General features: G+C 70.7%; 13 protein-coding genes. 9 read left to right on the top strand and 4 right to left on the bottom strand.

Annotated features, from left to right (window positions below; all coding sequences use genetic code 11):
• Positions 1 to 28: 28 nt before the first annotated feature.
• Complete coding sequence (locus tag RM779_RS31895) at positions 29 to 736, bottom strand: NAD(P)-dependent oxidoreductase (RefSeq protein ID WP_311621283.1); 708 nt, start codon at positions 734 to 736, stop codon at positions 29 to 31.
• Positions 737 to 966: 230 nt separating this feature from the next.
• On the opposite strand from RM779_RS31895, the gene RM779_RS31890 reads away from it, so the two are divergent.
• Both RM779_RS31890 and RM779_RS31885 read left to right on the top strand, forming a co-directional pair.
• On the top strand, positions 967 to 1,692 hold the full coding sequence (locus RM779_RS31890) for a TetR/AcrR family transcriptional regulator (RefSeq protein ID WP_311621282.1): 726 nt from the start codon (positions 967 to 969) through the stop codon (positions 1,690 to 1,692).
• 161 nt (positions 1,693 to 1,853) lie between these two features.
• Positions 1,854 to 2,858 carry a 3-oxoacyl-ACP synthase III family protein gene (locus RM779_RS31885; RefSeq protein WP_311621281.1) on the top strand — a complete coding sequence of 335 codons (1,005 nt, stop codon included), beginning with the start codon at positions 1,854 to 1,856 and terminating at the stop codon, positions 2,856 to 2,858.
• Between the two features lie 45 nt (positions 2,859 to 2,903).
• Here RM779_RS31885 and RM779_RS31880 read toward each other — a convergent pair whose 3' ends face one another.
• From RM779_RS31880 to RM779_RS31870, 3 genes are all read right to left on the bottom strand, one after another.
• A complete protein-coding gene (locus tag RM779_RS31880; protein WP_311621280.1) occupies positions 2,904 to 3,605 on the bottom strand; it encodes an NAD(P)-dependent oxidoreductase in 702 nt (233 codons plus the stop codon).
• 249 nt (positions 3,606 to 3,854) lie between these two features.
• Positions 3,855 to 4,535: a flavodoxin family protein gene (locus tag RM779_RS31875; protein WP_311621279.1), complete on the bottom strand. Its 681-nt coding sequence runs from the start codon at positions 4,533 to 4,535 to the stop codon at positions 3,855 to 3,857.
• Positions 4,536 to 4,572: 37 nt separating this feature from the next.
• Positions 4,573 to 4,761, bottom strand: a complete 189-nt coding sequence (locus tag RM779_RS31870) for a hypothetical protein (protein ID WP_311621278.1) — start codon at positions 4,759 to 4,761, stop codon at positions 4,573 to 4,575.
• Between RM779_RS31870 and RM779_RS31865 the strand changes: the two genes are divergently transcribed.
• From RM779_RS31865 to RM779_RS31835, 7 genes are all read left to right on the top strand, one after another.
• Positions 4,748 to 5,152 (top strand): YybH family protein, encoded by a 405-nt coding sequence (locus RM779_RS31865; protein WP_311621277.1) that lies wholly within the window; start codon positions 4,748 to 4,750, stop codon positions 5,150 to 5,152. The two genes, RM779_RS31870 and RM779_RS31865, sit on opposite strands and share 14 nt — an antisense overlap.
• Before the next feature lie 104 nt (positions 5,153 to 5,256).
• A complete protein-coding gene (locus tag RM779_RS31860) occupies positions 5,257 to 6,252 on the top strand; it encodes an amidohydrolase family protein (RefSeq protein WP_311621276.1) in 996 nt (331 codons plus the stop codon).
• 6 nt (positions 6,253 to 6,258) lie between these two features.
• The gene (locus RM779_RS31855; protein ID WP_311621275.1) at positions 6,259 to 7,068 is read left to right on the top strand and encodes an arylamine N-acetyltransferase family protein; all 810 of its coding nucleotides are present in this window, start codon (positions 6,259 to 6,261) and stop codon (positions 7,066 to 7,068) included.
• Between the two features lie 6 nt (positions 7,069 to 7,074).
• The gene (locus RM779_RS31850) at positions 7,075 to 7,908 is read left to right on the top strand and encodes an arylamine N-acetyltransferase family protein (RefSeq protein ID WP_311621274.1); all 834 of its coding nucleotides are present in this window, start codon (positions 7,075 to 7,077) and stop codon (positions 7,906 to 7,908) included.
• A 43-nt stretch (positions 7,909 to 7,951) separates the two neighbouring features.
• On the top strand, positions 7,952 to 8,977 hold the full coding sequence (locus RM779_RS31845; RefSeq protein WP_311621273.1) for a 3-oxoacyl-ACP synthase III family protein: 1,026 nt from the start codon (positions 7,952 to 7,954) through the stop codon (positions 8,975 to 8,977).
• Between the two features lie 199 nt (positions 8,978 to 9,176).
• On the top strand, positions 9,177 to 10,736 hold the full coding sequence (locus RM779_RS31840; RefSeq protein WP_311621272.1) for an N-acetylmuramoyl-L-alanine amidase: 1,560 nt from the start codon (positions 9,177 to 9,179) through the stop codon (positions 10,734 to 10,736).
• A gap of 98 nt (positions 10,737 to 10,834) precedes the next feature.
• On the top strand, positions 10,835 to 12,166 hold the full coding sequence (locus RM779_RS31835) for a family 43 glycosylhydrolase (protein WP_311621271.1): 1,332 nt from the start codon (positions 10,835 to 10,837) through the stop codon (positions 12,164 to 12,166).
• The last annotated feature ends 206 nt before the right edge of the window (positions 12,167 to 12,372 follow it).

Below are 12,372 nucleotides of genomic sequence, written 5' to 3'. Positions count from 1 at the left end.
GCCGCTCCAGCAGGAGTGCGGCAGCAAATCAGCGGTAGGGAAAGGGATCGGAAGCAGCGCGCCGCAGCGGCCGCAGGAGGGCCGGCCCCGGCGTTCGCCCGGTGGTGACCACATGAATGGTCCTGCCGCGGTCGCGGCTGCCGACGGCGCGAGTGAGCAGCGCGTGGGCGAGGTCGGCGCGTGAGGTGTACCGGCCTGGCACCTCGTCCCCGGTCACCCGGTAGTCCGTGACCGTGTCGTCGTCGAAAAGTACCGCGGGACGGACGATGGTCCAGTCGAGAGAACTCGCCCGCACGATGCTCTCCATGCGCCGCATGTCCTCGTGGACACCTCGCCACCGCCGCCGCAGCAGCGGCCGGACGTTCCCGCGGGGCACCGGTGTCCCGTCCGGCGGGCCGGTGCCCGCGACACCGGCGGAGCTCACGCAGACGACGCGCCGCAGCCCATGGCGGACCATCGCCTTGACGATGTTGTAGGTGCCCCGCGAATAGAGCGATACGTCTTTGCTGCCCGCGGGCACGCCGATGGCCGAGATGACCGTGTCCTGTCCTGCCATCACCCAGTCCACCGCGTCGGCGTCCAGCACGTCGGCCGCGGCGATCTGGAGCGCCACGTCGTTGAAGGGGAAGGCGAGGGGCCGGCGGGTGATCGCGGTCACGCTGTGGCCCGCGGTCATCGCCATGGCCGTGGCCATGCGTCCGGTGGGGCCGTTGGCGCCGAACACGACGAGCTTCATGCGAGGTCTCCGTTGCGCGGGCTCCGCCGGGGTGCCGACGGCGGACGGGCCGCGCGGCGCCGGGCGAGGGGGCGAAGGGGAGCGCGGCCGGCCGGCGGGCGCCCGGCGAACGGCACCATCACCCATACATCAGCCGCCGAACACGGAACGAGCACCGGTACATTGATCCACCCCCCGATCAATGTACTACCCCCTTTTACCACCGGGGATACGATGACCGGGGAAGGGCGGTGGAGATCATCACGGGTAAGCCACAGGAGGACGACGCGGCGCCCACATGCGGTGGTCGGAGCGTATGGCTGCGACCGCCGCCCGCCACGCGGAACGGGCCGCCCCTGACCAGGGAGCGCATCACCGAGGCGGCCGTCGCCCTGCTGGACGAGGAGGGTATCGAGCGGCTGACGATGCGCCACCTCGCGGAGCGCCTCCAGGTGGGCGCGACCACCCTCTACTGGCACATCGACACCAAGGACGATGTCATCGACCTCGCGGTGGACGCCATCTTCACCGAGGCCGCGGTGCGTGGGGAGCACGCCGGGAGCTGGCGGGACGACGTGGTCGCGCTGCTCGCCGGATGCCGGGCCACGCTTCTGAAGCACCCCTGGTCGGCGGCGCTGCCGTTGCGGCAGCGGCCGGTGATAGGGCCCAACTTCCTGATGTGGATGGAGTACCTCCAGGCGACGCTGGTCCGGGCCGGGCTCACGGGCCGGCACGTCCAGGCGGCGTGCTGGCTGTTGTACAGCCACGTCCAGGGCTCCACCGTGAGCCAGTCGAACCTGCGCTGGACGGACGCGGAACGCCACGCGGCGCACGAGCAGTTGCGCCGCCACAGCCACCGGTATCCGACGCTGCTCGACCACGCTTACGTGCTGGACGACGAGTGGGACGAAAACTTCCGCCTCGGCCTCACGTACGTCCTGGACGGGCTTGAGGCGTGGGTCCGCTCCGCATCATAGCCACCTTCGCGGCCGGGCGGCCGGTCATACCGCCGCCGCTCACCTGACAGACCTGTACGCATTATCTGGACCGTCTCCGTGCACGTGCACTGTCCTGTTTCCCAAGTGCTTTTTCATGGGTGCGGTGCTCCGCCACTGACTGGACGATAACGGAGCAATAAATGATCACATACGGTGCTGCGCACCGGGTTGCAGGCGTGCTCGGAACGGGTTCCTACGTGCCGAGCCGCGTCATCACCAACAAGGACGTGGGCGAATTGGTGGGGACGACCGAGGAGGCGATCCACCGGAAAACCGCCATTCGCGAACGCCGTTGGGCCAAATCCGAGGAGGCGACGTCCGACCTGGCCCTGGCCGCCGCACGAGCGGCCATGGACCAGGCGGGCGTCCGTGCCTCGCAGCTCGGGCTCGTCCTCGTGGCCACCTCGACCCCTGACTCCCCCCAGCCGCCGACGGCCTGTGTCGTCGCGGACGAACTCGGCGCCCCGGACGGCACCACGGCCTTCGACATCAACTCCGTGTGCAGCGGTTTCGCGTTCGCGCTGACGGTCGCCGATCGTATGCTCGCGGACGCGGACACCGACCACGCCCTCGTCATCGGCGCCGATGTCTACTCACGCATCCTCTCCCCCGACGACCGGCGCACGACCGTGCTGTTCGGCGACGGCGCCGGGGCCGTCGTCCTGGGCCGCGGCGGCCGGCAGCAGCTCGTCGCGACGCGGCTGGCCAGTTTCTCGGGCGCGCGGGACCTCGTGGGAGTGCCCGCCGGCGGCAGCCGGATTCCCCCCACGGAGGAAACGGCCAGGGAGGGACTGCACTACTTCACCATGAACGGCCGCGGCGTTCGGGATTTCGTCGAGGCCGAAGTCGTGCCAGGAATTCGGGCGTTCCTCGCCGACCAGGGCGTGCGGCCCGAGGAGATAGCGCACTTCGTGCCGCACCAGGGGAACGGCAGAATGCTGGCGGACATGGCCGCGCAGCTCGGTATTCCCCTGGAGAAAACGGCGACCACGGTCACCGATTACGGGAACACCGGCGCCGCCTCGGTGCCGGTCACCTGGGACCGGCTCAACCGTTCGGGCGCCGTGGCGCGTGACGATCTGATCCTGCTGGCCGCGTTCGGCGGCGGGATGTCGATGGGGCTCGCGCTGCTGCGCGCCCGGTAGCGGCGGCGTCCTGCGGCCCTCACGGGCCGCAGGACGCCGCGGGTGTCACCGCTTGTTCCCGATGTGCAGGGCCTCCTTGACGAAGACGCCGAAGTAGCTCGGCACGCCCCGGGTGGTGACGACCTCCACGGCGGAACGGACGTGGCGCCCGTCGACGGCCGCGCGCAGCAGCGCGTCCGCGAGGTCGCGGCGCGAGGTGAAGCGCCCGGGGATGCGCGGCTCCCCGACGACGTAGTCGGTGACCTCGTCGCCGTCGAAGAGCCCGGCGGGACGCAGGACGGTCCACTCCAGGTCGGTGCCGCGCAGCAGTTCCTCCATGCGGCCCATGTCCGCGTAGATGGTGCGCCCCAGCTTCAGCAGGATGGGCGCGATCACCTTGCGGAACATCAGCGTCTCGCCCGGCGCGTGTTCGGGGGTGACGCCGATCGAGCTGACGCAGACCAGGCGCCGGACGCCGTGGTCGGCCATCGCCCGCGCGATGTGCGCCGCGCCCTGGGAGTAGACCGTCACGTTCTCCTTCGTATAGGGGACGCCCAGCGTGGAGATGACGGCGTCGTGCCCGGCGACCGCCCGGTCCACGGCGGCCGCGTCCATGACGTCCGCGCCGACGACCTCGGGTCGGTGTGCGCCCGCCGGGAAGGCGTCCGGGCGCCGGGTGACGGCGGTGACGGAATGCCCCTCGGCGAGGGCCTGTTCGGTGGCGAGCCGGCCCGTCGGGCCGCTGGCGCCGAAGATCACCAGTTTCACGTGTTCCTCCTGTGGGGGTTCGACAGCATCGGCTGTCCGTGGGGGCACGGCGTCTGACGTAACGGCTACCCCACCGCGCGGTGCCATGCCGCGGCGGGCGCGGCGCGGTACCGGGCGGGGCAGGCAGAACCCCGGGCGGCCGTGCGCGCTGCGAGGCGGCACGGCCCCCGGGGCGGGGCACCCGTCGCGACATCTGCGGCTCGGCCCCCGGCGCCCGGGGGCGCGGGGGCCGTTCGGTGGCCGCCGTCGTCAGTTCATGGACAGCCGGGGGAACTTCCTGGTGAGGTCGTCCAGGGTGACGTACTTGATGGCGGACTCGGTCTGCTGGAGCCCGATCTGGTAGGCCCTGGCCACCTCGACCAGGCGCAGCGCCTGGTACTCGATGGCCCTCAGGTTGTCCTCGTGCACGTTGTTCGCCTCATGCCGCGAGATGCTGCACGTGCCGTACGGGGACCCGTTGTTCTCGGAGCCGAGGATCTCGACGCTCGACCCGTTGGGGACGATGAGCGAGCCCCAGTGGCACAGCGAGTTGTGCACGGCCAGGATCGTGGTCTGCGCCCCCGAGTGCGGGGCGGACCCGGAGGCGAATACGGTGACCGCCTTGTTCACGAGCTTTCCCGGAATGGCGACAGGACCCGAGTGATCGATGAAGTTGATGATCTGCGGCGCGGGGAGACCGAAGTGCACGGGCGTGCCGATCATGATGGCGTCGGCCCATACGAGGTCCTCAAGTGTCGCCACCTTGAGGTCGGCGGTGTCGGTTTCCAGTTCGGAGTACGCCTCCTTGTCCAGCACCATCGGGTCGGGGAGTTCGCCGACCTTCAGCAGCCGGGTCTCGGCACCCGCCTTCGCGGCGGCATCCGCCGCGGCGGCGGCGAGCTGGTAGGTGTTTCCGCTCCGGGAATGGAAGATGATGGCAACCTTGGTCACGGGGCACTCCTCGCAGGTGAACGTCGCTGGGGAATCGTCACGACTGGGCTTCGTGACCAGCATCATCATCGGTGCGCCGGTCGGCGGCCCAGCCATTCGGCACATAGTTCGTCAGGTGCGGGAAAAGCTGCTCATCGCGGCCGGGCCGACGACCTGACAAACTGGTCCGCATCCGGTTGATGAGGCTCTTGCGGGTGCCTTGTGCTGTTGGCATGTCGAATCCCACTGATGAGAAGATCAGCCTGCCGGTCGAGCCCGCGGAAATGGCCACGGCGTTCGTGGACGCCTTCAACTCGGGAAATCTCCAGGCCATGAAGGAGATTTTCGAGCCGGAGGCCATGCGCGTGATCTCGCCCGGGAATTACCAGGCGGGCAAGGAACTGTGGGCGGCCGGCGAGGAAACCCTCGCGCACCGGCTGCCGATTTCCCTTTCGGTCCGGCACGCGTACGCCGTGGGCGACATCGCGCTCCTGATCATCGACTACGTCCACGAGGGCGAGGGTCCGGACGGAAAGCACGTGCGGATCGAGGGCACGGCGACGGACATCGTGCGGCGCGGCGCCGACGGCGTCTGGCGGTGCGTGATCAGCAATCCGTCCGGCACGAATCGCGCGTAGCCCGCGCCACGGGCACCGGACGCCGGGCACGGGATGCCGGGCACGGCCGCCGGTGCCCACCGACACCAGGAGACTTTTCGACGATTCGGATCGAGGCTGAATCAATGCTGGCTGCGGACCAGGAGTTCACCGGCAGGCCGTGGATGGACGCCATCGACGTGCACCACCACATCCTCCCGGATTTCTACCGCGACGCGCTGGAGGACATCGGAATCCCGACGATACTTCCTGGTGTCGACAAGCCGTCGTGGAGTGTGGACAGCAGTCTCACCATGATGGACCGGCACGGTATCCGGGCGGCCGTGGTGAGCATCTGGCCGGGCGTTCCGCCGATGGCGCCGAAACCGGCGGCGGCGTTCGCGCGCCGGGTGAACGAGTACCTGGCGGGCCTGGCCGCGGCGAACCCGGGCCGTTTCGGGGCGTTCGCCACGCTGCCGTTCCCGCACATGGACGCCGTGGTGCGGGAGTTCGTGTACGCCGTGGACACGCTGGGGCTCGACGGCGCGGGCCTGATCTCCAACTACGGGGGCCTGTACGTCGGGGACCCGGCCATGGACCCGCTGTTCGCGGAGGCGGCCCGCAGGCGTTCGCCGCTGTTCGTGCACCCGACGGTGCCGCCCGCCACCGACCAGCCGATGTTCGGTCTGCCGGCCTCGCTCTACGAGTTCCCGTTCGAGAGCGTGCGGGTGGCGGCCCAGCTGCTGTACAACCGGACGCTTGAGCGGTTCCCCGGGCTGCCGGTGATCCTGCCGCACGGCGGGGGCGGCGTCGCGTACTACGCGGGGCGGCTCGCCGCGGGCGGGCTGATCAGCCCGCCGCTCGCCGACCGCCTGCCGGCGGACCCGATCGGCTCGCTGCAAGGGCTGTACTTCGACGTGGCGATGACCGGCGACCCGCACGCCCTCGCGGCCCTGCGCTCCTTCGCCCCCGCGAGCCAGATCCTGGTCGGGTCCGATTTCCCCCTGATGCCCGAGTCGTACACGGTCGGCACCGGGCGCTTCGTCATGGAACACGGCGGTTTCAGCACCGAGGACCTGCGCGGGATCGACCACGCCAACGCCCGGGTCCTCTTCCCGCGATTCAACGGACAAGAGAGGTGAGTCGCCATGCTCGATGACAAGACAGTGGCCCAGTACCTGGAACGCATTTCCGCCGAACCGCCGGGGAAGCCGGATGCGGACGCCCTGCGCCACCTGCATGAGCGGCACGTGATGTCGGTGCCCTTCGACAGCATCGACTACCACCTCGGCGCCGAGATCCACATGGACGAACGGGCCATCGACAAGGTCGTGCACCAGCGCCGCGGCGGCGGCTGCTACGAGATCAACACGGCGTTCTTCCTGCTGCTCGAAGCGCTCGGCTTCGACATCACGCTGCACCAGGGCCGGCTGCGGATCGGGGACCGGTCCACTCCCCCGTACCACCACCTGCTGGCCACGGTGGCCATCGACGGCGAGCGGTGGCTGGTGGACATCGGTTTCGGCAAGGGCAGCAGGCATCCGCTCCTGCTCGAAGCGGGACGTAGGCAGGCCGATCCGCAGGGCGAGTTCACCCTGCGGCCGATGGACGACGGCGCGATCGACATCTTCCGCAACGGGAAGCCGCAGTACTGCTTCTACGACGACCCGGTGGAGCTGGTCGACTTCCGGCAGACGCTGTGGTGGTACCGCACCAACCCGCGCTCGCCGTTCCTGACGAACCTCTTCTGCTCCCTGCCCCTGCCCGGCGGCTGGGTCAGCCTGCGCGACGACATGCTCACGCTCACCACGGGGCGGGAGAAGCGGACCGAGAAGCTGCCGGACGACGCGGCGGTGCTCGCGGCGTACGACAAGTGGTTCGGGATCAAGCTCGACGAACGGCCCACGCCGAGCCCGCACATGACCAACACGCTCCGGTTCTCATTCGAGGAGGACTGAGAACAGATGACTTCCGACGAGGTTCTCATCCTGGACGACGCGACCATCGCCGCCTACCTGGAGCGCATCGGGGCCGAGCCGCCGAAGCGGCCCGACCTGGACGCGCTGCGGCATCTGCACGAACGGCACGTGATGTCGGTGCCCTTCGAAAGCATCGACTACCACCTCGGCAAGGAGATCTACTACAAGGACGAACGGGTCGTCGACAAGATCGTGCACCAGCGCCGCGGCGGCGGCTGCGGCGAGATCAACACGGCCTTTCTCTATCTGCTCCAGTCCCTCGGCTACGACGTGACCGCCCATCACGCACGGGTGTGGATCGGCGGCGAACTCAACGCCCCCTACAACCATTTCATGATGACCGTCGTCATCGACGGGGCGATGTGGATCGTGGACGTGGGGTTCGGAAAGGGCAGCCGGTTCCCCGTGCTGCTCGACGCGGCCGAGCCGCAGCCCGACCCGCACGGCCGCTTCTCGACGCGCAGGGTGAGCGACAAGGCCACCGACGTGCTGTGCAACGGAAAGCCGCAGTACCAGTTCTACGAGGGCCCGCTGTCGATGGCCGATTTCGAGCAGGTGGTCTGGTGGTACCGGACGAGCCCGGATTCCATGCTGCTCCAGAACATGTTCTGCTCCCTGCCGCTCGAAAACGGCTGGGTGATCCTCAAGGACGACAAGCTCACGATCACCACCGGCAAGGAATCGCGTACCGAGGTACTTGCCGACGACGCGGAGATACTCACGGCGTACGAAAAGTGGTTCGGCGTGAAACTGGACGCGCGCCCCACCCCGAGCCCTTATCTCAAGGACCGCGTGCGCATGGCGTTCGAGGAAAAGTGAGTGCGGCACCACCGACTTGTCCACTGCCGAAGAGGAGGCCGTCATGCCCAGGTGGCAACTCAGCCCGGTGAGCCCCGAAAGTGTCAGTCTCGTCCTGCCAGAAAGGGTCGTCACCAACGCCGAGCTGTGCGAAACGCTGGACACGACACCGGAGTGGATCGAGGAGAAGACCGGCATACGTGAACGGCGTTTTCTCGAACCGGAGGACAGCCTGCTCGACCTGGCCGTCCGCGCCGCGGAAAAGGCCCTGGACGCCGCGGGCGCGGGCGCGCGGGACATCGACGTCCTGCTCGTCGCGTGCACCACCCCGGACTGGGTCATGCCGTCCATGGGCGTGAGCATCGCGGAGCGCCTCGGAATCGAGAGCCCGCGTATCGTCGACATCACGCAGCACGCGTGCGCCTCGTCGGTGTACGGGATATACACGGCCTCCGCCCTGCTCCAGGAGCCCGGCCTCGAACGGGCCCTGATCGTCTGCGCCGAGCGCGGCTCCGGCGGCACCGACCCCACGGACCGGGTGACGCGGATCTTCTTCGGCGACGCCGCCGCGGCAACGGTGCTGCGGAAGTCGGAGGGGCCGGACGGCCTCCTCTCCTACGACCTCGGGAACGTGTACTCGGACGCGGTCCGGATGGCGGCGCCCTGGCGCGTGCACCAGGAGACGGCCGGCTCCAGCACTCCGACACCCGTCAACCCCTACCTCCAGATGGACGGGCGGGTGGTGCTGAGGGAGGCGCTGACCCGGCTGCCGAAGTCCATCACCGAGACGCTCTCCTCCGCCGGCGTCACGGTGGACGACGTGAGCGGCTTCGCGCTGCACCAGGCCAACGCCCGGCTCGTGCGCGAACTGGCGCGCATCGTCGGGGCGGACACCGAACGGGTGCCCGTCACCGCCGACACGCTGAGCAACACGGCCTCGGTGTCGCCCCTGACGTCGCTTTGGCGCCTGGCCATGGAGGGCAGGGCGAAGCGGGACGACATCGTCGTCATGGGGGCCATCGGCGCCGGCTTCCTCTTCGGCTCGCTGTGCTTCAGGCTCCCGCAGGAGATCAACGCGGCCGGGGACTGACGGCACGCCACGCGCGGGCGGGGCGCGTTCGGCCCGGGTACGGCGCGGCGGCCCCGGTACGGGCCGCCGCGCCGTACCCGTGTGGTCCGGATGGGTATCCCCCCGGCCGATTGACATGGTCATGGCGTTGCCCGAGGGTGGGAGCCGGCGCACGCCCGACCCCACGGGGCGTGCGCACGGTATCTGCGAACGGAGAAGCGTGTCCAGACGATCTGCCCCACCCCGTCGGATCGGTGTCACCGCCCTCGCGGGAGCGGCCCTCGCGGCGCTGCTCGCCCCCGCCCAGCCCGCGGCCGCCACCGACGCCGCCGCCGACGCCGCACCGGTGACCGCCGCGTTCGGCGAGGCAGCCGCACAGTACGACGTTCCCCGGGACCTGCTGGTCGCGGTCGGCTACGGCGAATCCCGCCTCGACGGCCACGACGGCCTGCCGAGCCAGGCCCGCGGCTACGGCGTGATGCACCTGGTGAGCAACCCCACCCACCGCACCCTGGAAACCGCCGCGGCGGAGACCGGCCTGCCGGTCGCGGAGCTGCGGCAGGACACCGCCGCGAACATCCGCGGCGGGGCCGCCGTGCTCCGGGAGTACGCCGACACGCTCGGCCTGTCCCCCCACGACCGCGCCGACCTCGACGCCTGGTACCCGGTGGTCGCGCGGTACGGCGGCGCCACCGAGGACTCCACCGCCCGCCTCTACGCGGACACCGTCTACGAGCTGCTGCGAGACGGTGTCAGGGCGCCCGTCGGCGGCGGTGAGACGGTCGAGGTCACGCCCCGCGCGGTCGCGCCGGAACGCGGCCGGTACGCCACCGCGGGACCGGTCGCACTCAGCGAGGACTACCCGGCCGCGCGCTGGGTCCCGGCACACGAGGCGAACTACGCCTCCGGCCGCACCCAGTCGATCAGCGCCGTCGTCATCCACGTCACCCAGGGCTCCTACGCCGGGGCGATCAGCTGGTTCCAGAACCCGGACTCGCAGGTCAGCGCCCACTACGTGATCCGCTCCTCGGACGGCGAGGTCACGCAGACGGTCCGCGACGCGGACACCGCCTGGCACGCGCGGTCGGGCAACCCCTACAGCATCGGCATCGAGCACGAGGGCTGGGTCGACGAACCGGCGTGGTTCACCGACGCGATGTACCGTTCCTCCGCGGCTCTGACGAGCCACCTCGCCGACCGGCACGGCATCCCCAAGGACCGGGAGCACATCCTCGGCCACGTGGAGGTCCCGGGCAACGACCACACCGACCCGGGGCCGCACTGGGACTGGGACTACTACATGGAGCTGGTCGGCGGCGACCCGGGTGAACCCGGCGCCCCCGAGCTGGACTTCCCCGCCTACAGCTCGCTCGCCGAAGGGGACAGCGGTCCCCAGGTGGCGGCCCTCCAGCACCTGCTGACCACCAACGGGCACGACGCCGGGGAGACCGACGGCGACTTCGGTCCCACCACGGCGGCCGCGGTCCGCTCCTTCCAGACGGCGATCGGCCTGCCCGCCGACGGCGTCGTCGGCAGGAGCACCTGGACGGCGCTGCTGTCCGCAGGACCCACCGCCTCGCTCGGCGAGGGCAGCACGGGCGAGGCCGTGTCACGGCTCCAGCGGGCGCTGACCGCCGCGCTCGGCCGCACCGTCTCCGTCGACGGCATCTTCGGCCCGCTCACCGGCGAGGCCGTCCGCGACTACCAGTCGAGCCGCGGGCTGTCCGCCGACAGCCTCGTCGGCCCGCAGACCTGGGCAGCGCTCCAGGCGGGCAGGTAGCGCCGCGCGGGGCGGGGGCCGCACGGCGCGGCCCCCGCCCCGCAGGAGCCGACGCACGTCCCGCACGTCCCCGACTCCCGTGTAGAAAGGGCCACGTCATGCGCATCACGACGGGCGCGCTGCTCGGCGCGGTGGCGGTCTTCGCCGCGCTGCTGCCGCTCTCCCCCGCCGCCGCGAACGCCCAGGAGGCCGCCGCCCCCGCCCCCAGCTCGGTCGCCCCGGGACTGGTGATCGACGACGACTTCCCCGACCCGGACGTGTTCACCGAGAACGGCACCCACTGGGCGTACTCCACCAGTTCGCGGCACGGCCGCGTGCCGTACGCCACCGCGGACGGCCCGGACGGGCCGTGGACCATCCAGGGCAACGCCATGCCCGAGCCCCCGGCCTGGACCGGCAGCGGCGGCTTCTGGGCCCCGGACGTCTCCCGGCGCGCCGACGGCCGGTACCTGATGTACTTCACCGGACCCGACGCCGCGTCCGGCCGCATGTGCCTGGGCGCCGCGCTCGCCGACGCGCCCGCCGGGCCGTTCGTGCCCACCTCGGCCCAGCCGCTGGTCTGCGACCCGGACGAGGGCGGCGACATCGACCCGTCGAGCTTCGTCGACACCGACGGCACCCGCTACCTGCTCTACAAGAACGACGGCAACGCCGTGGGCAGGCCCGCGATCCTGTGGCTCCAGCGCGTGGCCGAGGACGGCGTGACCCTCCTCGGCGCGCGCACCGAGCTGCTGCGCAACAACCTGCCGTCCGAGGACGGGGTGATCGAGGCCCCGGTGCTGGTGAAACGGGCCTCGCAGTACGTGCTCTTCTACTCGGCCGGGGTGTACTCCACGCCCAACTACCAGACCAGCTACGCGGTTTCCCCCAGCCTGACCGGCCCGTACACGCGCGCCTACCGGCCGCTGATGACGACCGCGAGCCTCGACGGAACGGTCAGCGGACCGGGCGGCGCCGACATCGGCGACGGGCGGATCTTCTTCCACGGCGCCCGCGCGGCCGGCGGACGCGGCATGTACGTGGCCGAGCTGGGCTGGGACGGCGACTACCCGGTGGTGCGCGGCAGCCGGGTACGGCACGAGGCGGAGCGCGGCACGCTCAACCGCGCCGCGGTACGGCAGACTTCCTCGGCCTCCCAGGGCGCGGTGGCCGCCGGCATCGACCACGCCGACAGCTGGGTCGACGTGCGGGTGTTCGCGGCCGGGGCCGGCGCCCACACCCTGCACATCGGCTACGCGGCCGGCTACGGCAACGCCGAGCACGCCCTGTCGGTGAACGGCACCCGCGTCGGCACCGTCGCCTACCAGAACCACGGCTGGGAGAACTGGACGGAGGTCTCCGTCCCGGTCGAACTGACCGCGGGCCACAACACCATCCGCCTCCAGCACCTCAGCCGCTGGGCCGAAATCGACTACGTGGAAGTGGCCTGACGGCGGGCCGCGGGGCCCCGCCGCCCGCCCGCCATCCCTCCCCCGGGCCCGGCGGGCGGCTGGGGCAGAGGTCGTCGGGCTCACGCCCGCAGCGCGGCCGTCCACTCGTCGCGGATGATCGAGTGCACGATGGAATCGCGCCAGGCGCCCCCTGACCGCTTGAAGATGCGACCGGCCGCACCGCGCGTGTACGGTACCGCCTCGTA

The sequence above is a fragment of the Streptomyces johnsoniae genome (assembly GCF_031845565.1).
GTDB lineage: Bacteria > Actinomycetota > Actinomycetes > Streptomycetales > Streptomycetaceae > Streptomyces > Streptomyces johnsoniae.
This window is presented reverse-complemented; position numbering and strand designations above follow the sequence as displayed.

Bases quoted from the DNA above. Each gene is read 5' to 3' on its own strand.
- RM779_RS31895 (WP_311621283.1), bottom strand. From the start codon at position 736: ATGAAGCTCGTCGTGTTCGGCGCCAACGGCCCCACCGGACGCATGGCC.
- RM779_RS31885 (WP_311621281.1), top strand. From the start codon at position 1,854: ATGATCACATACGGTGCTGCGCACCGGGTTGCAGGCGTGCTCGGAACG.
- RM779_RS31865 (WP_311621277.1), top strand. From the start codon at position 4,748: ATGTCGAATCCCACTGATGAGAAGATCAGCCTGCCGGTCGAGCCCGCG.
- RM779_RS31860 (WP_311621276.1), top strand. From the start codon at position 5,257: ATGCTGGCTGCGGACCAGGAGTTCACCGGCAGGCCGTGGATGGACGCC.
- RM779_RS31855 (WP_311621275.1), top strand. From the start codon at position 6,259: ATGCTCGATGACAAGACAGTGGCCCAGTACCTGGAACGCATTTCCGCC.
- RM779_RS31850 (WP_311621274.1), top strand. From the start codon at position 7,075: ATGACTTCCGACGAGGTTCTCATCCTGGACGACGCGACCATCGCCGCC.
- RM779_RS31845 (WP_311621273.1), top strand. From the start codon at position 7,952: ATGCCCAGGTGGCAACTCAGCCCGGTGAGCCCCGAAAGTGTCAGTCTC.
- RM779_RS31835 (WP_311621271.1), top strand. From the start codon at position 10,835: ATGCGCATCACGACGGGCGCGCTGCTCGGCGCGGTGGCGGTCTTCGCC.